Annotated in this window: 17 protein-coding genes and 1 riboswitch; of the genes, 10 read left to right on the top strand and 7 right to left on the bottom strand. The window is 66.9% G+C overall.

Annotated elements, in window-relative coordinates; translation table 11 throughout:
* Nucleotides 1-239: 239 nt before the first annotated feature.
* From AB3X98_RS01745 to AB3X98_RS01755, 3 genes are read left to right on the top strand one after another with little or no spacing between them, the layout of a single operon-like run.
* Nucleotides 240-1,412 carry an HlyD family secretion protein gene (locus tag AB3X98_RS01745; RefSeq protein ID WP_368604671.1) on the top strand — a complete coding sequence of 391 codons (1,173 nt, stop codon included), beginning with the start codon at nucleotides 240-242 and terminating at the stop codon, nucleotides 1,410-1,412.
* A gap of 10 nt (nucleotides 1,413-1,422) precedes the next feature.
* Nucleotides 1,423-3,003 carry a DHA2 family efflux MFS transporter permease subunit gene (locus AB3X98_RS01750; RefSeq protein ID WP_368604672.1) on the top strand — a complete coding sequence of 527 codons (1,581 nt, stop codon included), beginning with the start codon at nucleotides 1,423-1,425 and terminating at the stop codon, nucleotides 3,001-3,003.
* Between the two features lies 1 nt (nucleotide 3,004).
* A complete protein-coding gene (locus AB3X98_RS01755; protein WP_368604674.1) occupies nucleotides 3,005-4,573 on the top strand; it encodes an efflux transporter outer membrane subunit in 1,569 nt (522 codons plus the stop codon).
* Here AB3X98_RS01755 and AB3X98_RS01760 read toward each other — a convergent pair.
* Both AB3X98_RS01760 and katE read right to left on the bottom strand, forming a co-directional pair.
* Nucleotides 4,570-5,394, bottom strand: coding sequence for a CHAD domain-containing protein (locus AB3X98_RS01760; RefSeq protein ID WP_368604675.1), 825 nt, complete (start codon nucleotides 5,392-5,394; stop codon nucleotides 4,570-4,572). The genes AB3X98_RS01755 and AB3X98_RS01760 overlap by 4 nt on opposite strands.
* Before the next feature lie 24 nt (nucleotides 5,395-5,418).
* Complete coding sequence (katE, locus tag AB3X98_RS01765; protein WP_368604676.1) at nucleotides 5,419-7,515, bottom strand: catalase HPII; 2,097 nt, start codon at nucleotides 7,513-7,515, stop codon at nucleotides 5,419-5,421.
* 171 nt (nucleotides 7,516-7,686) lie between these two features.
* Between katE and AB3X98_RS01770 the strand changes: the two genes are divergently transcribed.
* The 5 genes from AB3X98_RS01770 (at nucleotide 7,687) to AB3X98_RS01790 (ending at nucleotide 13,804) form a co-directional block, all read left to right on the top strand.
* Nucleotides 7,687-8,679 carry a cation diffusion facilitator family transporter gene (locus AB3X98_RS01770; protein ID WP_256094502.1) on the top strand — a complete coding sequence of 331 codons (993 nt, stop codon included), beginning with the start codon at nucleotides 7,687-7,689 and terminating at the stop codon, nucleotides 8,677-8,679.
* 122 nt (nucleotides 8,680-8,801) lie between these two features.
* Nucleotides 8,802-9,383, top strand: a complete 582-nt coding sequence (locus AB3X98_RS01775; RefSeq protein ID WP_368610202.1) for a (2Fe-2S)-binding protein — start codon at nucleotides 8,802-8,804, stop codon at nucleotides 9,381-9,383.
* Entirely contained in the window at nucleotides 9,380-10,411 is a 1,032-nt protein-coding gene (locus tag AB3X98_RS01780) for a xanthine dehydrogenase family protein subunit M (RefSeq protein ID WP_368604678.1), read from the top strand. The genes AB3X98_RS01775 and AB3X98_RS01780 overlap by 4 nt, the downstream gene beginning before the upstream one ends.
* Nucleotides 10,408-12,687, top strand: coding sequence for a xanthine dehydrogenase family protein molybdopterin-binding subunit (locus AB3X98_RS01785; RefSeq protein WP_368610203.1), 2,280 nt, complete (start codon nucleotides 10,408-10,410; stop codon nucleotides 12,685-12,687). The genes AB3X98_RS01780 and AB3X98_RS01785 overlap by 4 nt, the downstream gene beginning before the upstream one ends.
* Before the next feature lie 19 nt (nucleotides 12,688-12,706).
* Entirely contained in the window at nucleotides 12,707-13,804 is a 1,098-nt protein-coding gene (locus AB3X98_RS01790) for an enolase C-terminal domain-like protein (protein ID WP_069262307.1), read from the top strand.
* Between the two features lie 11 nt (nucleotides 13,805-13,815).
* Here the strand turns inward: AB3X98_RS01790 and AB3X98_RS01795 are convergent, their stop codons facing one another.
* From AB3X98_RS01795 to AB3X98_RS01810, 4 genes are all read right to left on the bottom strand, one after another.
* Nucleotides 13,816-14,472 (bottom strand): hypothetical protein, encoded by a 657-nt coding sequence (locus AB3X98_RS01795; protein WP_368604680.1) that lies wholly within the window; start codon nucleotides 14,470-14,472, stop codon nucleotides 13,816-13,818.
* Between the two features lie 111 nt (nucleotides 14,473-14,583).
* Nucleotides 14,584-15,552 (bottom strand): ROK family protein, encoded by a 969-nt coding sequence (locus AB3X98_RS01800; RefSeq protein ID WP_368604681.1) that lies wholly within the window; start codon nucleotides 15,550-15,552, stop codon nucleotides 14,584-14,586.
* Between the two features lie 43 nt (nucleotides 15,553-15,595).
* On the bottom strand, nucleotides 15,596-15,913 hold the full coding sequence (locus tag AB3X98_RS01805) for a hypothetical protein (protein ID WP_176732832.1): 318 nt from the start codon (nucleotides 15,911-15,913) through the stop codon (nucleotides 15,596-15,598).
* A 42-nt stretch (nucleotides 15,914-15,955) separates the two neighbouring features.
* Nucleotides 15,956-16,059: riboswitch (SAM-I-IV-variant riboswitch) on the bottom strand.
* Nucleotides 16,060-16,163: 104 nt separating this feature from the next.
* Nucleotides 16,164-17,918, bottom strand: a complete 1,755-nt coding sequence (locus tag AB3X98_RS01810; RefSeq protein WP_368604682.1) for an IlvD/Edd family dehydratase — start codon at nucleotides 17,916-17,918, stop codon at nucleotides 16,164-16,166.
* Between the two features lie 223 nt (nucleotides 17,919-18,141).
* Here AB3X98_RS01810 and zwf point away from each other — a divergent pair, with 223 nt between their 5' ends.
* Nucleotides 18,142-19,776: a glucose-6-phosphate dehydrogenase gene (gene zwf, locus AB3X98_RS01815; RefSeq protein ID WP_368604683.1), complete on the top strand. Its 1,635-nt coding sequence runs from the start codon at nucleotides 18,142-18,144 to the stop codon at nucleotides 19,774-19,776.
* Between the two features lie 22 nt (nucleotides 19,777-19,798).
* Complete coding sequence (locus AB3X98_RS01820; RefSeq protein WP_083245078.1) at nucleotides 19,799-20,638, top strand: ROK family protein; 840 nt, start codon at nucleotides 19,799-19,801, stop codon at nucleotides 20,636-20,638.
* Between the two features lie 16 nt (nucleotides 20,639-20,654).
* Here AB3X98_RS01820 and AB3X98_RS01825 read toward each other — a convergent pair whose 3' ends face one another.
* Nucleotides 20,655-21,599, bottom strand: a complete 945-nt coding sequence (locus tag AB3X98_RS01825) for a LysR family transcriptional regulator (protein ID WP_069262312.1) — start codon at nucleotides 21,597-21,599, stop codon at nucleotides 20,655-20,657.
* Nucleotides 21,600-21,703: the final 104 nt, after the last annotated feature.

Consider the following 21,703-nt stretch of genomic DNA (forward strand, 5'->3'; position numbering starts at 1 on the left):
CGGATAGTCCGAGTCGTTTGCCGTGTTGGCGTCACCCGCGCAAACGCCGAACCTGGCGCCGGGTGAGACTGGCGGCTTTTGCGCCTCGACGCGCGTCTTTTTTCGTTCGACACCCTCTGCATAGGCATAGCGATTGCTGCCTGCAGGGAGTTGCCCTTTCGCGCAAATCGAATCCACCGGGAGCCGCATGAAAGCCTTCCCCCATTCAGCCGATTTCAACGGTGAGCCAGGAGCCGCGCATGGCTGAGCAAGAAGGCTCGGGCGGCGTGGGCGCCTGGTCGCGCGCACACCGGGGCAAAGCGCGCCGCACGGATGCCGAAAAATCGAAAAACGGTGCGAACCGCAGTGAGAAGAATGACAATCAGGGCCGCAAGCGACCCGGCAAGAAGCCGCTCATCGTGATCGGCATCGTGCTGCTCGTGATCGCCATTGGCGCGCTTGTCTGGTGGTTCGTCACGCGCAACGAGGTCAGCACCGACGACGCCTATACCGACGGCAACGCCATCACCATCGCCCCGAAGGTATCGGGCTATGTGACGCAACTCAACGTCGACGACAACGTCTACGTGCACAAGGGCGACCTGATGGTCGAGATCGACCGGCGCGACTACGCGGCCCAGGTCGACCAGGCGCGCGCGCAACTCGGCCTCGCGAAGGCCCAGTTGCTTTCCGCGCAAGCGCAGCTCGACATCGCGCGCGTGCAGTACCCCGCGCAGTACGACCAGGCGCGGGCGCAGATCGAAACAGCCAGCGCGAACTACGCGCGCGCGCAGGCCGACTACGAACGCCAGCACGGCGTCGATCCCCGCGCAACCACGCAACAGAACATCGACACGGCCAACGACCAGCAGCGCGTGTCGCATGCCGGCGTCATGAGCGCCCGTGCCCAACTGAAGACGGCGAGCCTCGTGCCGCAGCAGATCCGCCAGGCCGCGGCCGCCGTGGAGGCGCGCCGCGAAGAGGTGGCGCAGGCCGAGGCGCAGCTCGACACGGCGGAACTGAACCTCGCCTGGTGCGACATGCGCGCGCCCTCCGATGGCTGGGTCACGCGCCGCAATGTGCAGTACGGCACGTTCTTGCAGGCGGGTACGTCGCTTTTTTCCATCGTCACGCCGCAAATGTGGATCACCGCCAATTTCAAGGAGTCCCAACTCACGCGCATGCGCCCGGGCGACAAGGTCAAGATCAGCGTGGACGCCTACCCGAAGCTCGAATTACGCGGCCACGTGGACAGCATCCAGCTCGGCAGCGGCTCGCGCTTTTCGGCGTTCCCCGCCGAGAACGCGACGGGCAATTTCGTCAAGATCGTGCAGCGCGTGCCGGTGAAGATCGTGATCGACAGCGGCTTGCCGGGGAACCGGCCGCTGCCGCTGGGGCTTTCGGTCGAGCCTACGGTGTATCTGGCAGACTGAGGGCGCGGCCATGAGCGATTCGCAGAGCAACTGGCGCCCCGCCGGCAACCCCTGGCTCATCGCGATCGCGGTCACGCTCGCCGCGTTCATGGAAGTGCTCGACACGACCATCGTGAACGTCGCGCTGCCCCATATCGCCGGCACGATGTCGGCGAGCTACGACGAGGCCACCTGGGTGCTGACGTCCTACCTCGTCGCCAATGGCATCGTGCTGCCCATCTCGGCGTTCTTCGCCCGCGTGCTCGGCCGCAAGCGCTATTTCATGCTCTGCATCGTCGCGTTCACGGTGTGCTCGTTCCTGTGCGGCGTCGCCACGAGCCTCGGCCAGCTCGTGATCTTCCGCGTGGCGCAAGGCTTCTTTGGCGGCGGCCTGCAGCCGAACCAGCAGTCCATCATCCTCGACACCTTCGAACCCAGCCAGCGCGGCCGCGCGTTTTCGATCTCCGCCGTCGCCATCGTCGTCGCCCCTGTGCTCGGCCCGACGCTGGGCGGCTGGATCACCGACCACGTCTCATGGCGCTGGGTCTTCCTGCTCAACGTGCCGGTCGGCATTCTCACGACCCTCGCCGTGTTCCAGCTCGTGGAAGACCCGCCATGGGTCAAACGCGAGACACACCAACGCATGAACTGGCGCACGGTCGACTTCTGGGGCATCGGGCTCATCGCCCTGGGTCTCGGCTGCCTGCAGGTCACGCTCGATCGCGGCGAGGACGACGACTGGTTCTCGTCGCCGTTCATCGTCACCTTCGCCGTGCTCGCGGTGCTCGGCATCGTGGGGGCAACCTTGCGCCTTATCTACGCGAAGCATCCCGTCGTGGATCTGCGCTGCCTGCGCGACCGCAATTTCGCGCTGGGCTGCTGCATGATCGCTGCGTTCGCCGCCGTGCTCTATGGCAGCGCCGTGATCATTCCGCAACTCGCACAGCAGCAGCTCGGCTACACCGCCACCCTCGCGGGCCTCGTGCTGTCACCGGGCGCGCTGCTCATTACGATGGAGATTCCCATCGTCAGCCGGTTGATGCCGCATATCCAGACGCGCATGCTCATCCTGACCGGCTTCATCATGCTCACCATGGCGCTCATCTACGCGCGCACGCTCACGCCCGATATCGACTACCTCACGCTCGTGAAGCTGCGCAGCGCGCAGTCGCTCGCCATCGGATTCCTGTTCGTGCCTGTCACGACGCTCGCTTACCTCACCGTGCCGAAGGAGCTCAATAACGACGCCTCCGCACTGTTCACCATGTTCCGCAACGTGGCCGGCTCGATCGGCATTTCGGTCTCCACCGCGTTGATTCGCGAGCGCTCGCAGGCATGGATGGCGCATCTTTCGGCCCATATGTCGCCGTTCTCGCAGAACTACCAGGACACACTCGCGCGCGAGGCGCAAACGGTCATGCAAAGCACCGGAGCGCCGCTCGCGCACGCCATGCAGACGGCGAACGGCCATCTCTACGAGACCTTCGTTTCACAGGCCACCATCCTTGCCTATATCGACGTATTTGGCATACTCGCCTGCTTCTGCGCGGTGTTCGCGCCGCTCGCGCTGTTGTTCTCGCCCTCGAAAGCGGCGGGTTCAGGAGGCCATTGACATGCGAGCGCTCGCCGTCATTCTCGCCGCTTCACTGTGTGCCTGCACCGTAGGCCCCGACTTCCAGCCGCCGCAGGCCAACGCGCCCGCAGACTGGCATGCGACGCAACGCACGGCGAACGGACCGGGCGGCGCATCGACGCCCACCGTCGAATCGAATCCCGATCCGCAGTGGTGGCGCGGCTTCGGCGACCCCGCGCTCGACGCCCTGATCGAGCGCGCATTGAGCGACAACCCCGATCTGCAGATCGCGGTCGTGCGCATCGCGCAAGCACGCGAACGAACCCAGCAGGCCGCCGCACAAGGTCTGCCGAACGTGCGCGCGAGCGCGAGCTACAAGCGCGAACAACTGGGCGCGAAGGGCCTGCTCGAATCGGCGGGCGTCTACAACAAGGTCGATGCGCTCGGCGCGCCCAACTCGCCCATCAACCAGATCGCGCCGGGTGCGGGCCCAGGCGTGGAGCGCGGCGCGCAAAGCGCGCTCGACCGGCTCACCGCGCCCGTGGACCTGTGGCAAGCGGGCTTCGACGCGTCATGGGAACTCGACCTCTTCGGGCGCGTGCGACGCTCGGTCGAAGCCGCAAATGCGCAGGCCGATGTCGCGCTCGAGTCGCAACGCGATGCGCAGGTCTCGCTGGAAGCCGAAGTGGCCGAGACCTATCTGCAGCTGCGCGGCGCCCAGATGCTGCACGCGACGGCCCAGAACCTCGTCGCCGAGCAGCGCGAGACCGAGGACCTCGCGCGCAGCGCCGCGATGCACGGCCTCGAAAGCGAGCTCGATGTAGCGCGCGCGCACGCCGAGCGTACGCAAACCGAGGCGCTGCTGCCGCAATACGATCAGCAGATCGCGCAGTCGCTCAACGCGCTCGCGGTGCTCGTAGGCGAAGCGCCGGGCGCGCTCGACACCGAACTCACGCCGCCCGGCATACTGCCCGGCACGCCGCCCGCAGTGCCGGTCGGGCTGCCCGCCACGCTCGCGCGCCGGCGCCCCGACATCCGCCGCGCCGAAGCTTCGCTGCACGCGGCCACGGCCAACGTGGGCGTGGCCGTGGCGCAGTTCTATCCGGACATCTCGCTCACTGGGCAGGTCGGCACGCGCGCGACCTCGCCGCACGATCTCACGCACTGGGCGAACCTTTTCTGGTCATGGGGGCCGAGCGTATCGCTGCCCGTCTTCCAGGGCGGCGCGCTCGTGTCGAACTTGAGGCTGTCGAAGCTCCAGCAGGTCGAAGCCGCGCTCGATTACCGCAAAACCGTGCTCGATGCGCTGCGCGACGTGAACAACGCGCTCGATGTGTATCGCACCGATCAGACGCGCCTCGTCTCGCTCGACGAGAGCGCGGCAGCCCAGCGCCACGCGTTCGATCTCGCACGCGAGAGCTATCGCAAGGGCATTGTCTCGTTCATCGACGTGCTCGATGCGCAGCGCCAACTGAGCAGCGCCGAGCAGAACGCGCAGCAGGAGCAACTGCAGGTATGCACCGACCTCGTGGCGTTGTACAAGGCGCTGGGCGGCGGGTGGGAGCAAGCGGGGCCGATCGCCTCGTCCGCCCCTCCACCGCCGCGCTAATCGAGCAGCTTTGCCGCCATTCGCCGGCGCTTCTTGCGTTCGCGACGCAGCGTCGCGAGCGCGGCATCGGCCTTCGCACCGTCCGGGAAGATCTCGCGATGTTGCGCGAGCAGGTGTTCGCTCGCGACCGCATCGTTTAGCTTGCCGAAACGATCCTGAAGTTTCTTGAGCGACTTCATGCCCCGGTTTTCGCGGCGCGGCAGTATCGATCCGAAGAACTCGAGCAGATAGCGCAGGCGCTTCGCCCCCTTGCGCACCTCGTGCCACGAGGCGTAATCGCGGCGTTTTGCGCTGCGCGCTCGCCGCATGCGCTTAGCCAGCGACCGGCGCGCCGCTCGCACGCGTTCGCGCGCGAGGCGCTTGAGCGGCGTGCGGCGCGGCGACGTGTTCAACGCCCGGTTCACCTCATGCAGCATGTCGCGCAGCGCGTGCTTGAGATCGGCGGCAGAGAGCGTCTGCCGGGCGTGCTCGCGCGCCGCTTGTCGTACCGGCGCAAGGTGCCCGTTCGCGAGTGCGCCGCCGTCCGTGCCGAGCAGCGCGACGGCAATATCCCAATCGCGCACCTCGCCCGCGGCCGACGCCGCACGCTTGAGAAACGCCCGCTGCGGCTCGATGCTCGCGCGCCCGAGCAGCGGCCGCCACGCCCACAACAGCGTGCGCAGCCGCCGCAACGCGACGCGCAGCTGGTGCATCGTTTCCGGCTCGGTGTCGAGCGCGGTGACACGCGCAAGCGCTTCCCTCACCAGCGGCTGCGCATAGCGCGAAAACTGCGATTGCGCGTCGCTGCGCGCGTTCTTCGATCGTGTAGCCGGCTTGTCCATTTGCTTGTGCCCTCCCGTTGACGCTCACGCCGGCACCGCCAGCGTCTGCGCCACGCGCGACCATACGCGATGCTGCCCTGCCGCTTCGATGAATTCCTTGAGCACGCGCTCGAGTTCGGCTTCATCGCCGTTCGCGACGCCGTCCGCGTGATCGGGCAACTGCGCGGCGGACAGCACGAGCCGCCCCGTATCGACCGAGCCGATCGCCTTCAGATGCTTGAACGCTTCGAGCACGAAGTGACGCGCGTCGCCCGACTCGGCCAGTGCCTCCGTGGCCTTCTCGCCGCCGGGGACGAACACCGCGTCGAACATGACGGAGGGCATGCCGGTGATAGTCGCATCGGGCGCGAGATCGCCGATCGGCGCGAGCGTGGGCGCGATGACGAGCGCCGTTGCGCCCTCCAGCGCAAAGGCATCGCGCAGCCGCGTGAGCATGGCGGGGTCCGCGCCGGGCGCGGTGAGCAAGGCGATCTTGCGCGCCTTGATGCCGGGCTGCACGCGGTTGAGCAGGCTGAGCGCGGGCGAACTGGCCGTGCGCGGCTTGCCTGGTTTGGCGCCGGCTTTTGGTTTCGGCAAGCCGAGCGCCTGCGCCACGCTCGCAGCGAGGTCCGCGTCGATGTTCGCGAGAATGGCGTTGACCTGGCGTTCGCGTATTTCGGGCTTCGTGACCTTGCCCAGTTCGAAGGTATAGGCGGCCTTGATATGGTCCTTCTCCGGCTCCGACATGCTGTGGTAGAACATCGTGGCCTGCGAGAAGTGGTCCGCGAACGACTCGCTGCGCACGCGTATCTTCACGCCGTCCATGCGTTCCTGGTAGCTTTCGAAGCCGCCGTCCTTCGGCTGCGTTTCCTTCGGCCACCCGCCGCTCACCGAATTCGGTTCGTACGAAGCCTGGCCGACGTTGACGGTTTGCCGGTGCATCGCATCGCGCTGATTGTTCTGGTACGGGCAAACCGGCCGGTTAATCGGAATCTCGTGAAAGTTCGGGCCGCCAAGACGGCTGATCTGCGTATCGGTATAGGAGAACAAACGCCCTTGCAGCAACGGGTCGTTCGTGAAATCGATGCCCGGCACGATATGGCCCGGATGGAACGCGACCTGCTCCGTTTCCGCAAAGAAGTTGTCCGGATTGCGGTTGAGCGTCATCTTGCCGATGATCTTCACCGGCACCTCTTCTTCGGGCACGAGCTTGGTCGGGTCGAGCAGATCGAAATCGAAGCTGTGTTCGTCGCTCTCTTCGATGACCTGCACGCCCAGTTCGAACTCGGGATAGTCGCCGCGCTCGATCGCCTCCCACAAGTCGCGCCGATGAAAGTCGGGGTCCTTGCCAGCGATCTTCTGCGCTTCGTCCCACAGCAGCGAGTACGAGCCCAGCACGGGCCGCCAGTGCCACTTGATGAAGCGCGCGTGGCCCTTGGCATTGACGAAGCGAAACGTATGCACTCCGAACCCTTCCATGGTGCGCAGGCTGCGCGGGATCGCGCGGTCGGACATGGCCCAGATGACCGTGTGCGCGCTTTCCGGCACGAGCGAGACGAAGTCCCAGAACGTATCGTGGGCGGTGCCGCCCGTGGGCATTTCGTCGGGGGCCTCGGGCTTCACCGCATGCACGAAGTCGGGGAACTTGATCGCGTCCTGAATGAAGAATACGGGCACGTTGTTGCCCACCAGATCGAAATTGCCCTCGTCCGTGTAGAACTTGGTGGCGAAGCCGCGTATGTCGCGCACGGTGTCCGACGAGCCGCGCGGCCCCTGCACTGTCGAAAATCGCACGTAGACAGGCGTTTCCTTGGCGGGGTCCTGCAAAAAGCCCGCGCGCGTGAGTTCGGCTTGCGACTCGTATACACGAAAAACCCCATGCGCAGCGGAACCGCGCGCGTGAACGATGCGCTCGGGAATCCGTTCGTGGTCGAAGTGCGTGATCTTCTCGCGCATGATGAAGTCTTCGAGCAGCGAAGGGCCGCGCGCACCTGCACGCAAGGTGTTCTGGTTATCGGCGATCTTCACGCCCTGGTTGGTGCGCAGCGCCTCGCCGTCCGCATGCGCGCGAAACGATTCGAGGCTCTGCGATTTCGCGTCGGTGGGCTGATGCTTGCCTTGAGGGCTTTTGTGTTTTGTCATGGGGTGGCTCCTGGTGAGTGTTCCGAATGGCTCGCCACAAGGTGAAGGCGAGCGACAACATCATCCGGAGCGCAAGCGATGTGCCCTCGCAATCGCGCCGGCGCACGCGCGCAGGGGGCATGCGATTTGCGCGCCCGCAATAAGGGGGTGAACGGGAGGCACGATGGCTGCATGGACCAAGACGATAGACGTTGCGGCGCGCGACATCCCGGGGTCCTGATGGAGCGCGGCGCGACTGGGCAGGCCAGCGTGAAGGTCCCGCGCGCCGTCTACTACGCGCTCGCGTCCAACGTCGTGGTGGCGCTGTGCAAGTTCGCCGCCGCGGCCTACACGAATTCGGGCGCCACGCTTGCCGAGGCCGCGCACTCCAGCGCCGACTGCCTGAATCAGTTTTTGCTCATTGCGGGCCGGCGCGCGGCCCGCAACCGGCCCGACGAACAGCATCCGCTTGGCTTTGGCCGCGAGACGCACTTCTACGCCATGCTCGTCGCGCTGCAGTTTTTCTTCGTGGGCGGCCTGCTTTCGATGGCGATCGGTGCATGGCGGCTCTGGCATCACAGCGGCGTCGATCATGTGCAGATCGCCCTTGGCGTGCTGGCCGTTGCGGCGCTCGCCGAGGGCACCGCGTTGCGCGCATCGATCCGCTCCGTCGACCGGCGGCGCCGCGCGGGCGGTCTATGGCGCTGGTTTCGCGAAACCGGCGAACTGGAGAACATGCTCTCGATCGGCGAGGACGCCGCGGCGCTCGCAAGCCTCGTCGTCTCGATTGCCGGCACGGGGCTGGCCGCCCTCACCGGCTGGCCGGGCTTCGACGCGCTCGGCAGCATCGGCGTGGGCGGCGTGATGATGGCGGCGGCCGTGTTCGCGCTTCGCGAGATCAAGTCGCTGATCGTGGGCGAAGCGGCGCGCGCGAGCGTGCGCCGGGACATGCGCGCGTGGCTCGAAGCGCGCCCCGAGATCGGCCGCGTGGTCAGCCTCGTCGTGCTGCGCTGGTCGGACAGCCTGCTGGTAGCAGTCCAGGCCGAACTCGCCGAGCGCTGCGACGCCGTCGAGCTGGTGCGCATCATCGACCGTGTCGAAAACGACTTGCAGGCGGCGTTTCCTGCGGCGCGCTGGGTGTTTTTCGAGCCCGAGTTGCCGGAACACGGTGAGCATCCGCTATAGGTTCGAGGTAGGTTCGAGGGCGCGATCGGGCCCCCGCACGCACCCGAACCACCAGGCAAGCGCATTGCGCATTGCATGATCGCGACCATTCCAGCCCAACCCGCCCTGATAACGAGGCCGTTATGCACACAGCCACCCGCAACCCCGCGCCGCGCGCACACGACGCAAAGGCGAGGCACGATGACACGCATCTTCGCAGCGAAGCCGTACCGATCGAACTCACGATCAACGGCGCGCACCATGCGCTGCACGTGGAACCGTGGACCAGCCTGCTCGACCTGCTGCGCGAGCAGCTTCATCTCACCGGCACGAAGAAAGGTTGCGATCACGGCCAATGCGGCGCGTGCACGGTGCTCGTGAACGGCGTGCGCATCAACGCGTGTCTCGCGCTCGCCGTGTCGCACGACGGCGCGGAAGTCACGACGATCGAGGGACTCGCGCAAGACGGCGCGCTGCACCCCGTGCAGCAGGCCTTCATCGACCACGATGCGTTTCAGTGCGGCTACTGCACGCCGGGCCAGATCTGCTCGGCCGTGGGGCTGCTCGCCGAAGGCCACGCGCATTGCCGCGACGACGTGCGCGAGCAAATGAGCGGCAATCTTTGCCGCTGCGGGGCATACGTGAACATCGCGAACGCCGTGGAAGGCGTGCGCCGCGCGCAGGACCTCGCCGGCGGCGAAGAGGACGAAGGAGACGCACCATGAACCGCTTCTCGTACGCTCGCGCGAAGAGCGTGGACGACGCCGTGCGGCTGCACTACGCCACCCCCGGCGCCGAATTCCTCGCCGGTGGCACGAATCTCGTCGATCTGATGCGTGAGGACGTCATGCGCCCCGCCGCGATCATCGACATCACACGGCTGCCGCTGCGCGACATCGAGGCGACGCAGGACGGCGGCTTGCGCATTGGCGCGCTCGCCACCAATAGCGCGCTGGCATGGGACGCGCGCGTGATCGAGCGCTATCCGCTGCTCGCGCAGGCGCTGCTCGCCGGGGCGTCCGCGCAGATCCGCAACGCGGCGACCGTGGGCGGCAATCTGCTCCAGCGCACGCGCTGCCTCTACTTCTACGATCCCGCCACGTGCTGCAACAAGCGCGCGCCGGGCACCGGCTGCGCCGCGCTGGACGGCGTCAACCGCATGCACGCGATCTTCGGCGCGAGCGAACACTGCATCGCCACGCATCCATCGGACATGTGCGTCGCGCTCGAAGCGCTCGACGCCACGCTGCACGTGGCGGGCCGGCGCGGCACGCGCACGCTGCCCTTCGACAGCCTGCACCGCCTGCCCGGTCACACACCGCACCGCGAAACGACGCTCGCCGACGAGGAACTCATCACCGCCGTCGAATTGCCGCGCGAGGGCTATGCGCAGCACTTCACGTATCTGAAGCTGCGCGATCGCCAGTCGTATGCGTTCGCGCTCGTTTCGGTCGCGCTCGGCGTACGCGTGGAGGACGGCACGATGCGCGCGCTAGGCTGCGCGCTGGGCGGCGTCGCGCACAAGCCCTGGCGGGATCGCGAAGCGGAACAGCGTCTGATCGGCCGCGCCGTCGACGATACACGCGCCATCGAACGCTACGCCGACGCCGTGGTCGCGCGCGCCGACCCGCGTCCCGGCAATGCGTTCAAGGTGGATCTCGCGCGACGTGCGATCGTGCGCGCATTCGAACAGGCGCTGGCGCCCCGAGCCGAGGGCGACGGCGCAGAAGACTCCGGGGAGGAATCAGCATGAGTACCGCCTATGAAGCTCGCCGCGACGCGAACCCGGTCGCACGCATCGGCGCGCCGCTCTCGCGCGTGGATGGCCGCAGCAAGGTCACGGGCGCCGCGCGCTACGCCGCCGAGTTCACGGCCACAGGGCTCGTGCACGGCGCGGTCGTCAACGCCACCATCGCGCGCGGCAAGATCGTCGCCATCGACGCGTCCGCGGCGCTCGCGCTGCCAGGCGTGCTGCACGTGCTCACGCACGAGAACCGCCCCACGCTCGCCGAAGACGACGCGGCCTGGAAGGATCAGATCGCACCGGGCGGCAAGCCGTTTCGCCCGCTCGCCGACACGCACGTCGCCTTCGCGGGCCAGCCCGTCGCGCTCGTGGTGGCGCAGACGCCCGAACTCGCGCACTACGCGGCTTCGCTCGTGCGCGTGCGTTATCGCAGCGAGGCGCATCAGACTGAACTGGCCCGCGCCCTGGAGCATGCGGTCGACCCCTCCACCGAGAAGGGCGGCTTCGAGCCGCCGCCGGCACCGCGCGGCCACGCGTACCGGGCGCTCGCGCGCGCCCCCGCCCGCACCGACGCGTTTTACAGCATACCCGCGGAGTTTCATCAGCCTATGGAGATGCACGGCTGCACCGTCGTGCCTTCCGCCGACGGGCGTTACATCGTCTACGAAAAGACTCAAGGCGTGAGCAATACTCAGCAGTACCTGATGAAGGTCTTCGGCCTGTCTCAGGACCGCGTACGCGTGATTTCGCCGTTCGTGGGCGGCGCGTTTGGCTCCGGCCTGCGGCCGCAATACCATCTGCCGCTGGCGATGATGGCGGCGCGCGTGCTGCGCCTGCCCGTGCGGGTGGCGCTCACGCGCGCGCAGATGTTCACCTTCGGACACCGGCCCGCCTCGATCCAGCACGTTGCGCTTGCCGCGCAACGCGATGGCCGCCTCGAAGCGATCATCCACGAAGCCGTGGGAGAAACCTCGCAGTTCGAGGACTTCACCGACGTGGTCGTCAACTGGTCGGGCCGGCTGTATCGCGCGCCGCACGTCCAGCTCGGCTACAAGCTGGGGCGGCTCGACGTGTACACGCCGCTCGATATGCGTGCGCCCGGCGCCGCGCAAGGTCTCTACGCGCTCGAATGCGCCATGGACGAACTGGCCGTCGCGCTGGACATGGACCCGCTCGAACTGCGCATCCGCAACTACGCCGACGAGGACGCGAACAAGCAGTTGCCGTATTCGAGCAAGGCGCTGCTCGACTGCTACGCGCAAGGCGCCGAGCGTTTTGGCTGGGGCGCGCGCATTGCCACGCCGCGCGCCATGCGCGAGGGCCACGAACTGGTGGGCTATGGCATGGCCACGGGCATCTGGGAAGCGCTGCAGACCGAAGCGACCGTGCGCGCCGTGCTCAATGCGCAAGGGCGGCTCGAACTCGCCAGCGCCACGGCCGATATCGGCACCGGCACCTACACCGCCATTTCGCAGATCGCCGCCGACGCGCTGCACATGGCCATCGACGATGTCGAGTTCACGCTCGGCGACACATCGCTACCGCCCGCGCCGATCGAAGGCGGCTCGTGGACCGTGGCTTCCGTGGGCAGCGCCGCATCGCTCGCCTGCACGCAGCTGCGCTCGCGCCTCGCACAACTGTTGCCCGCGCACGGCGGCGTGGCGTTCGCCAATCTCGACCCCGGCATGCTGGACGAAGCGCTCGTGATCGAAGGCGGTGAGGTGAGGTTGAGCGAGAGCGCCGGCCGGCCCCAAACGCGCGCCCGCATTGCCGACGTTCTCGCCGACGCGGGCATGAAAACGCTCGAAGCGCAGGTCACACTGAAGCCCGAGGCGCTCCAGAAGCAGTATTCCATGGCGACGCATTCAGCCGTGTTCGCCGAAGTGCGCGTGGACGAAGCGCTCGGCATGGTGCGCGTGGCGCGCGTGGTGAGCGCCGTTGCGGCGGGCCGCATCGTCAACCCGAAGACGGCCGCGAACCAGATCGCCGGGGGCGTGGTATGGGGCATCGGTATGGCGTTGCACGAAGAAGCGCAGTTCGACCATACGCTCGGGCGCATCATGAATCACAACCTCGCGGAATATCACGTGCCGGTGAATCGCGACATCGGCGAGATCGACGTGCTGTTCGTGGACGAGCACGACGACGTGGTGAACCCACTCGGCGCGAAGGGGGTGGGCGAGATCGGCGTGGTGGGCGTGGCCGCCGCCGTGGCGAACGCGATCTACAACGCCACGGGCAAGCGCGTGCGCGATCTCCCGATCACGCTCGACAAGCTGCTGTGAGCCACGCGCGCGAGACATCATGAATGCCACCCGATTGACGCGCCTCGAAGCGCGCGCCTATACGATCCCCACCGACCTGCCCGAAGCGGACGGCACCATCGCCTGGCGTTCCACCACGCTCGTGCTGGTTGAAATCGATGCGCTCGGCTTCACCGGCGTGGGCTATACCTATGCGCATGCGGGCGCCACAGCGCTCGTGGAGAGCGTGCTCGGCGACGCCGTGCGCCAGCACGACCTCTTCGACACCGCGCGCATCAACCTCGAAATGCAGCGGGCCGTGCGCAACATCGGCCGGCCGGGCCTCGCGGCCTGCGCAATATCGGCCGTCGATGCCGCGCTCTGGGACCTCAAGGCGAAGGCGCTCGGCATCCCGCTGTGCGCGCTGCTCGGCATGCAGCGCGAGCGCGTGCCGGTGTACGGCAGCGGCGGCTTCACGAGCTACGACCTGAAAACGCTCACGAAGCAGTTGCGCGGCTGGGTCGAGAACGACGGCTGCGCGTGGGTCAAGATGAAAGTCGGCTCGCACCCGGCCGACGATCCGGCGCGCGTGGCGGCGGCGCGCGAGGCGATAGGCAGCACGGCGGGCCTGTTCGTCGACGCCAACGGCGCCTATGAGATCGAGGAGGCGCAGCGGCTCGCGCAATGCTTCGCGCAAGAGGACGTGCAGTGGTTCGAAGAGCCGCTTTCTTCGGACGACCGCCGCGGCCTCGCCGCGCTGCGCGCCGCCCTGCCCGCGCGCATGGCGCTCGCCGCGGGCGAATACGGCTATACGGCAGACGACTTCCGCGCGCTGCTGGAAACCCACGCCGTGGATGTGCTGCAGGCCGACGCCACGCGCTGCTGCGGCATCACCGGCTTTCTGCAGGCCGACGCGCTGTGCGATGCGTGGCATACGCCGCTCTCGGCGCATTGCGCGCCGGCGCTGCATCTGCATGTAGCATGCTCGGCGCGGCGCCTCGTGCATATTGAATGGTTTCACGATCACGCGCGCATCGAGGCCATGCTGTTCGAGGGCGCGCCGCGCCTGCACGCCGGACATATCGCGCCCGACCTCGCGCGCCACGGCCATGGCCTGACGTTCCGGCACGCCGACGCCGAACGCTACGCGGTGCGCTGACGCGCAGTCATTCAACTGTCAGGTGGCCGCGCGGGCACCTGCTGCCAGCCGCCTGGGCAGGTCCGCACGTACGGGTAGTAAGTCTGCGACGCGACGCAGTAGTACCAGACGCCGTAGGGCGCCTCGCCGCCCTGGCCGGTTTGATCGCCTTGCCCGTACTGCTCGTTTTGATCGTACATATTGGCGCCGCCGTACTGGGGCTCGGCCTGGGCCTGACCCTGGCCTTGTTCGATCCACTGCGTGGGCTGCGAGAAGTCGCCGGAAACGTAGGGGTAGTAGACGCTCGCGACGTACGGCGGATAGTAGTACGGATAGAACGGATAGCCGTAGATGAAGCCGGGGCCGAAGTAGAAGCCGACGCTCGCCGATCCGCAGCAGCCATACCAGCCGTGATAGTGGCCGCCGTGATACCAGCCGTAGCCGTGGTAGTAGCCGCCATGGTAGTAGCCGCCGTGGTAATAACCGCCGTGATACCAGGCGCCGCCGTTATAGCCACCGTGGTAGCCGCCGCTCCAGCCGCTGCTGTGATTCGCGCCGCCACCGCCACCGCCGCCCCAGCCACCACCGCCGCCATGCACCCAACCGCCGCCTCGACCCGCGCTTGCCCCGGCGCTGATGCATAGCGCCACGAGCACGAGCAGGAGCCTGCACAATTCACGCGCTTTCATGATGCTTACCCCGGTAGCCGCTGACCGAAACGCTGACCGATAGCCGTCTGGCTTCATAGATTAGTTTAGGCGTCGGAAGCCCATTTTTCCTGTGCGGGCGAACACGGCGCGCTACGGCTCGCGCCAGTCGTCCTGCCGCGCGATGATGGCCGCACCGATGAGTCCGCCGTCCTGCCGGAACGCGCCCGGAACGACGACGCGTTCGCGAAACTGCCGCAGCGTGCGCGTGCGCACGGCCGCGTCCAGCGCGTCGATCAATGGGGCCACATTTGAAAGGCCGCCGCAAACCGGGACGACCGAAGCGCCCGTGATATTGACCACGGCTGCGAGCGGTTCGGATACCAGCGCGAGCCACGCGCAAACGGTGCGCCGCGCGCGCTCGCCGCCTTGCTGCCAGTCGTCGAGAAGGGTGTGGCTGTCTTTCTGCTCGTCGTTCAGGAGTGCGTGGAGCCGTTCCAGACCGCGTGCCGCGCCGATGGTGTCGACGCATCCCACTCGCCCGCAGCCGCAACGCAATGCCATCACGGGCTCCGCGTGGCCCATGCCGTCGAAGTCGACGTGCGTGCTGACCGGCAGCCCGTGGCCCCACTCTCCCGCGATGCCGCTCGCGCCGCCCACCACGCGGCCGCCCACGACCAGCCCGCCGCCGACACCCGAGCCGAGGACCACGCCGAACACGACATCGCGGCCGGCACCCGCGCCCTCGACGGCCTCGGCCAACGCGAGGCAGTCCGCGTCGTTTGCAATGCGTATGCGCCGCTTGAGCCGGGAGGACAACTCCGCGCCGAGCACGCGGCCCGAGACACATGGGACGTTGGACGCGCAAATCACGCCGCTTGCGGGATCGATCGCGCCTGCCATCGAGATGACGAGAGGCGAGCGGGTCTCGCCAATATGCCGGGCCGCCAGGGCTTCGAGGGTCGCGCCGAACGCCTCCCAACTGTCGACGGGGGTCGGCACGCTTTCGACGAGGCGCACGCTGCGCGGACGGTCCGATACACCGAGCCTGATGTAGGAGCCGCCGATGTCTGCGACAAAGACGCGTGAGTGTTGCCCTTGTTCAACGCTGATGTCTGGCACCCTGGCTCCTCGTTAAGTGCATCGGCGACGCCGGCCTTTGGTTTCAGCGGGCGCGCACGAAATGATGCTCTATCTTCGCGCGCAACACGCCGTCGACGGCCGCGAGTTGTTCGCGCAGCCGGGCCGCCCGCCGTTCGGTCATGTCGCCAAATACGATTTTTTGCTCGAGCACGTCGCCGAAGCGGGTCACGGCCCATCGGTCGACGACCACCTGTTCGCCGTCGAGCACGCCGGCGGCGGTCGACACGACGCCGAGATCCAGACCGGACACCAGATGCACGGTGTGAGTGAGCGTGAAACCGGGGAGGCAGTGCGACAGGTCTTCACAGACGGTCGACGAGGAGGAGATATCTTGATGCATGGTGGCTCCGGATGAAGGTTGATCGAACCGGTGCCAGCCAGGCTGTTCCCGTTTCGTTGCCGTGAATCGGCCGCATCGCCTCGAGGGCTTCCACCTTGCCCGGGAGGGCAGGTTGGCGTCGGTCAGTCCGACTCTGGATGCTTTGCTGCTGCATGGTGTTTCTTGTTCGATATTCCGAACGAGCTTTCATTATACCGAAATCAGGACGCCGGGCAAGAAGTGCGGCCACCCGGCTCTCCCGGCCCGCAAGCTACTTCCTGGGCACTGCGCCACGCGATTCGACCGCCCTGAGGAAATCGAAATCGGCGCCCTTGTCTGCCTGGGTCACGGTGTCGAGAAAGAGCTTGTGATAACCGCGGCTTGCCGTGGGCGCAGTCACCGGGTTCGCCTGCGCCCGGCGCCGCAGTTCTTCGTCGTCCACGAGCAGCGTAATCTCGCGGTTGGCCACGCTCAAGCGGATGCGGTCGCCGTTACGGACCTGCGCTAGCGGGCCGCCGATGGCGGCTTCCGGCGTGACGTGCAGCACGATGGTTCCGAATGCCGTGCCGCTCATGCGTCCGTCCGAAATCCGCACCATGTCCTTCACCCCGGCCCGCGCCAGCTTCTTCGGGATCGGGATGTAGCCGGCCTCGGGCATGCCCGGCGCGCCTTTGGGTCCGATGCGCTTGAGGACGATCACGTCGTCGGCGTGGACGTCGAGATCGTCGGAGTCGATGCGGTTCGCCATATCGGTCGCGTCCTCGAACACCACCGCGCGGCCCTCGTGCTCCATGAGCGCCGCCGAGGCGGCCGATTGCTTGATGACCGCGCCACGCGGCGCGAGATTGCCGCGCAGCACGGCCAGGCCGCCCTGCGGGTAAATGGGCGCGCTGAGCGGCTTCACCACGTCCTGCGCGAAGCGCGGCCCGGCGCGCTCCATCTCCTCGCCGAGGGTGCGGCCGGTCACGGTCATGGCGTCGAGATGCAGCAAAGGCTTCAGTTCGTGAAGCAGCGTGGCCATACCGCCCGCCCGATGAAAATCTTCCATGTAGTGCTCGCCGGACGGCTTCAGGTTGAGCAGCACCGGCGTTTCGCGGCCCATACGGTCCACGGCGTCCAGATCGATGTCGAAGCCCATGCGCCCGGCAATCGCTGCGAGATGCACGATGCCATTGGTCGACCCGCCGATGGCCAGCAGCACCCGCAAGCCGTTTTCGAACGACTCGGCGCTGAGCACCTGGTCGATGGTGAGCCGCCGTCGCGCCATCTCCACGACTTGCGCGCCGGCCTGCTCGGCCACGCGCATGCGGTCCGAGCTCACCGCTGGAGGCGAGGCCCCGCCCGGCATCGTCATGCCCATGGCTTCCGCCACGCAGGCCATCGTGCTGGCCGTGCCCATGACGGCACAGGTGCCGACGCTCGGCACGAGGCGGTCGTTCACCTCGACGATCTCGTCCGCCGTGACTTCGCCCGCGCGAAACTTGCCCCAGTAGCGGCGGCAATCCGTACACGCGCCGACGCGCTCGCCGCGATGCGCGCCCGTCACCATCGATCCGGTAACGAGCTGAATGGCCGGAATGCCCGCCGACGCCGCGCCCATCAACTGCGCGGGCACCGTCTTGTCACAGCCGCCGATGAGCACGACCGCATCCATGGGCTGCGCGCGAATCATCTCCTCCGTATCCATCGACATGAGGTTGCGCATGAACATGCTGGTTGGCTGCGAAAAGCTTTCGTGGATGGAAATGGTCGGGAATTCCATCGGCAAGCCGCCCGCCAGCAGAATGCCGCGCTTGAGCGCCTCGAGAAGCTGAGGCGCGTTGCCATGGCACGGGTTGTACGCGCTGCCCGTGTTCGTGATGCCGATGACGGGTCGCGCCAGCGCGTCGTCGGTATATCCGGCGCCCTTGATGAAGGCCTTGCGAAGGAACAGCGAGAAGTCGGTGTCGCCGTAGTTCGTGAGTCCGCCGCGCATGCCCTGCGGATCATGGGGATCTTTTTCGTCGGGGGAGTGCTTATCGGACATAGCCACCATCCTCGGGTCGGTTCAATCAGCCTGGTCGAAGTTGCCGCCGCCGGTAAGGGTACTGCGAATTGCGCAATCAGCGCGGGGGAGAACGGCGTGACATGAGTGCCCACGATATTACAAAACGCCTTCGATGGCGGAATGAACTCAATGCGCGCAAACTCGGTCAGTCAAGGAACCGGACTTGCTCGCTGTATTCATTTCGGCCCACTGAAGCGAAATCATGTCGACGAAACCGACTCACCCCGCGACCCAGCCCCACGCTTCCAACGAAGCTTCCCGCGCGGCCCCCAGCGCGAAAGTGCCTGCGCATCCGCACGGCGCACCGGCCGCGCCCGCCTCGCCCGTTGGCAAGCATCCCGCACCGCCCTGCACGCTCGTGATCTTCGGCGCGGGCGGCGATCTGACCAAGCGCCTTTTGATGCCGGCGCTCTACAACCTCGCCGTCGACCGCCTGCTCGACGACGGCATGAAGATCATCGGCGTGAATCATGGCGAGCGCGAAACGAAGGCGTGGGTCGACGATCTGCACGCCGCGCTGGAGAAATTCGCCGCCGACAAGGCGAGTACCTTCCACGCCGGCAAGCTCGACGACGAGGCGTGGGACTGGGTCGCGCAGCGGCTCACCTACATGGCAGGCGAATTCGAGGACGACAGCGCGTTCGAGCGCCTCGCGCAGCAGCTGAACGGCAAGTCGCGCGGCAACGTCGTGTTCTACCTCGCCGTGGGCGCGCGCTTCTTCAAGCCGATTATCGAGCGTCTCGGCAAGGCGGGGCTGCTCGACGAGGGCAACGACCGCAACGGCGCGTTCCGCCGCATCGTGATCGAAAAGCCCTTCGGCGCCGATCTCGCTTCGGCGCGCGACTTGAACGAGCATGTGCTGCGCTTCGCGAGCGAATCGCAGGTCTATCGCATCGACCACTTCCTCGGCAAGGACACGGTGCAGAGCATACTCGCGCTGCGCTTCGCCAACGCCATGTTCGAGCCCGTCTGGCGGCGCGAGTACATCGACAGCGTGCAGATCACGGCTTCGGAAGTGATCGGCGTGGAAGGCCGCGGCAAGTTCTACGAGCAGACCGGCGCGTTTCGCGACATGGTGCCCAATCACCTGTTTCAGCTGCTCGGCATGGTCGCCATGGAGCCGCCCAACTCGTTCGACGCCGAAGCCGTGCGCAACAAGAAGGCCGACATCTTCGATGCGCTCAAGCCGCTCACGCCCGACGACGTGGTGTTCGGTCAATACGCGAAGGGCCCGGCGGGCGTGGGCTACCGCGAAGAACCGGACGTGGCGCAGGACAGCCGCACCGAAACCTATGCCGCCGCGCGCGTGCAGATCGACAACTGGCGCTGGGCGGGCGTGCCGTTCTATCTGCGTACCGGCAAGCGCCTCGCCGCGCGGCGCACGGAGATTTCGGTGCAGCTGAAGAGCGTGCCGTTTCTGCTCTTTCGCGACACGCCGGTCGATACGCTCACGCCCAACGTGCTGACGCTGCGCATCGATCCGTCGCATGGCACGAGCTTCGACTTCAACGTGAAGACGCCGGGGCCAGTCGTGCAGATCGGCCCGGTGCATTCGTCGTTCGACTACGACGACTTCTTCGCGGAGCGTGCCAATGTCGGCTACGAAACCCTGCTCTACGATTGCATGCTCGGCGACCAGACGCTCTTTCAACGCGCCGATGGCATTGAGGCGGCATGGTCGACGGTGGATGGCGTATTGCACCCGGAACTCGACGCCGCGCTTCCCGTGTACGAGTACGCCGCGGGCAGCGAAGGCCCGGCGCAGGCGGATGCACTGCTCGCGCGCGACGGCCGCGCGTGGCGCACCCTCGCGCCGGCGCCGGCGAAGAAGACGTGAACCAGACAGCCAAGGAGAACGTATGACCAAAATCGAAAAAGCGGTCAAGAAAAGCGCTGTGAAAAGCGCGGTAAGTGCAACGCACACCTCGAACGACATCGAAAATATTCTCGCGATCGACGTTGGCGGAACGGGCCTGAAGGCCGCGATCATCGACGCGAGCGGCGCAATGCGCACGCAGCGCGTGCGCGTGGCGACACCCCATCCGTGCCCGCCCGCCTTGCTGGTCGAAACGCTCGCGACGCTCGTCGGCCCGCTGCTCAAGCAGTATCCGGCGACCCACGTTTCGATCGGCTTTCCTGGTGTCGTGCGCAACAATCATGTGATCACGGCGCCGCATCTCGGCCCCGACGACTGGAACGACGTGCCGCTCGCGCAGATGCTCGGCGAGCGCCTGGGCATTGCGTCGGTGCGCATGATCAACGACGCGGAAATGCAGGGCCTCGCCGCGATCGAAGGGCAAGGCCTCGAATTCGTGATGACGCTCGGCACGGGGGTAGGCACGGCCATGTTCCGTGATGGCGAACTGATGCCGCACCTCGAACTCGCGCATCATCCGGTCAGCCGGAAGCGCGCCTACGACGAGTACATCGGCGACGCCGCGCGCAGCAAGGCGGGGAACAAGCGCTGGAACGCGCGCGTCGAGAAGATCATCGGCATACTCGACTCGCTCGTGCACTACGACAAGCTCTGGATAGGCGGCGGCAACGCGGCGCGCCTCACGTTCGATCTGCCGCCGAACGTGGCCACCGTGCCGAACGACCGCGGCATCGAAGGCGGCGCGCGCCTGTGGCATCCGCGTTCGGTGCGCGAAACGCGGCAGTTGCCCGCGGCCACGCAGCGCGCAGGCAAATTCCGCTAGCGGGATCGCTCGAGGCTTAGGCGCGGGCCGCGCCGCTACCCTTGCGCGCTTGCCCGCCGCCATCCGCGAAGAGTTCGATCACGCGTTCGCGCAGCCAGCGATTGCCTTCGTCGTGCTGCACGCGCGCGTGCCAGAGCAAATGAATCGGCGCGGCGGGCAGCTTCATGGGCAGCGCGCTCAGGCTCAGCGAAAACGGCTTCGCCAGTTGCAGCGCCAGCCGCTCCGGCACCGTGGCGATCAGATCGGTGCGCTCGAGGATGTAGCCCACGCTCATGAAGTGCGGCACCGAGAGCCGCACCTGGCGCTTCACGCCGCGCCGTTTCAGCCATTCGTCGACCTGTCCGTGCCCCGTGCCCGCCGACACCACCACCAGATGCTCGGCCTCGCGCCAGGCCGCGAGCGTGAGCGGCGCATTCTCCAGCGGATGCCCGCGCCTGAAGAGGCAGACATAGCGCTGATCGAAGAGACGCCGCTGATAGAAGCCGCCTTTGAGTTGCGGCAGCAATCCGATGGCGAGATCGACCCGGCCGTCGGCCATCTCTTCGCTGAGATTGACGCCCGTATTGCGCACGGTGTTGAGCGCGACGCCCGGCGCTTCGCGCGCGAGGCGCTCGAGCAGCGCGGGCAGGAACACGACCTCGCCGATGTCGGTCATGCCGATCGTCATGGTGCGCGTGGCGCGCAACGGATCGAACCCGGTCACGGGATTGAGCGCGCCGTGCAGCGTGGCGAGCGCCTGCGCGACCGGCTCTGCGAGACGCAGCGCGAACGGCGTGGGCACCACGCCGCCCGGCCCGCGCACGAAGAGCGGATCGCCCAGCAGGCGGCGCAGCTTCGCGAGCGCGTTGCTCACGCCGGGCTGGCTCATGTTCATCTGCTCGGCCACGCTCGCCACGCGCCGCTCACGCATGAGCCGATGAAAAAGCAGCAGCAGATTGAGATCGATGTCGCCCAGTTCCATTCATTCAATCCAGTGATGAAGCAGATTCCTTCCATTTTATTGTGGAATGAGAAGCGGCTGCCGAGAATACTGACACGGTGTGAGCGTGATGAAGCAGCGCCAGC

This window comes from Paraburkholderia sp. BR14312 (assembly GCF_040948675.1).
Classification (GTDB): Bacteria; Pseudomonadota; Gammaproteobacteria; order Burkholderiales; family Burkholderiaceae; genus Paraburkholderia; species Paraburkholderia nodosa_A.

Coding starts and splice junctions, on each gene's coding strand:
- AB3X98_RS01745 (WP_368604671.1), top strand. CDS start 240: ATGGCTGAGCAAGAAGGCTCGGGCGGCGTGGGCGCCTGGTCGCGCGCA.
- AB3X98_RS01805 (WP_176732832.1), bottom strand. CDS start 15,913: ATGCATCAAGATATCTCCTCCTCGTCGACCGTCTGTGAAGACCTGTCG.
- AB3X98_RS01760 (WP_368604675.1), bottom strand. CDS start 5,394: ATGGACAAGCCGGCTACACGATCGAAGAACGCGCGCAGCGACGCGCAA.
- AB3X98_RS01825 (WP_069262312.1), bottom strand. CDS start 21,599: ATGGAACTGGGCGACATCGATCTCAATCTGCTGCTGCTTTTTCATCGG.
- AB3X98_RS01795 (WP_368604680.1), bottom strand. CDS start 14,472: ATGAAAGCGCGTGAATTGTGCAGGCTCCTGCTCGTGCTCGTGGCGCTA.
- zwf (WP_368604683.1), top strand. CDS start 18,142: ATGTCGACGAAACCGACTCACCCCGCGACCCAGCCCCACGCTTCCAAC.
- AB3X98_RS01770 (WP_256094502.1), top strand. CDS start 7,687: ATGGACCAAGACGATAGACGTTGCGGCGCGCGACATCCCGGGGTCCTG.
- AB3X98_RS01785 (WP_368610203.1), top strand. CDS start 10,408: ATGAGTACCGCCTATGAAGCTCGCCGCGACGCGAACCCGGTCGCACGC.
- AB3X98_RS01780 (WP_368604678.1), top strand. CDS start 9,380: ATGAACCGCTTCTCGTACGCTCGCGCGAAGAGCGTGGACGACGCCGTG.
- AB3X98_RS01820 (WP_083245078.1), top strand. CDS start 19,799: ATGACCAAAATCGAAAAAGCGGTCAAGAAAAGCGCTGTGAAAAGCGCG.
- AB3X98_RS01810 (WP_368604682.1), bottom strand. CDS start 17,918: ATGTCCGATAAGCACTCCCCCGACGAAAAAGATCCCCATGATCCGCAG.
- AB3X98_RS01790 (WP_069262307.1), top strand. CDS start 12,707: ATGAATGCCACCCGATTGACGCGCCTCGAAGCGCGCGCCTATACGATC.
- AB3X98_RS01755 (WP_368604674.1), top strand. CDS start 3,005: ATGCGAGCGCTCGCCGTCATTCTCGCCGCTTCACTGTGTGCCTGCACC.
- AB3X98_RS01750 (WP_368604672.1), top strand. CDS start 1,423: ATGAGCGATTCGCAGAGCAACTGGCGCCCCGCCGGCAACCCCTGGCTC.
- katE (WP_368604676.1), bottom strand. CDS start 7,515: ATGACAAAACACAAAAGCCCTCAAGGCAAGCATCAGCCCACCGACGCG.
- AB3X98_RS01775 (WP_368610202.1), top strand. CDS start 8,802: ATGCACACAGCCACCCGCAACCCCGCGCCGCGCGCACACGACGCAAAG.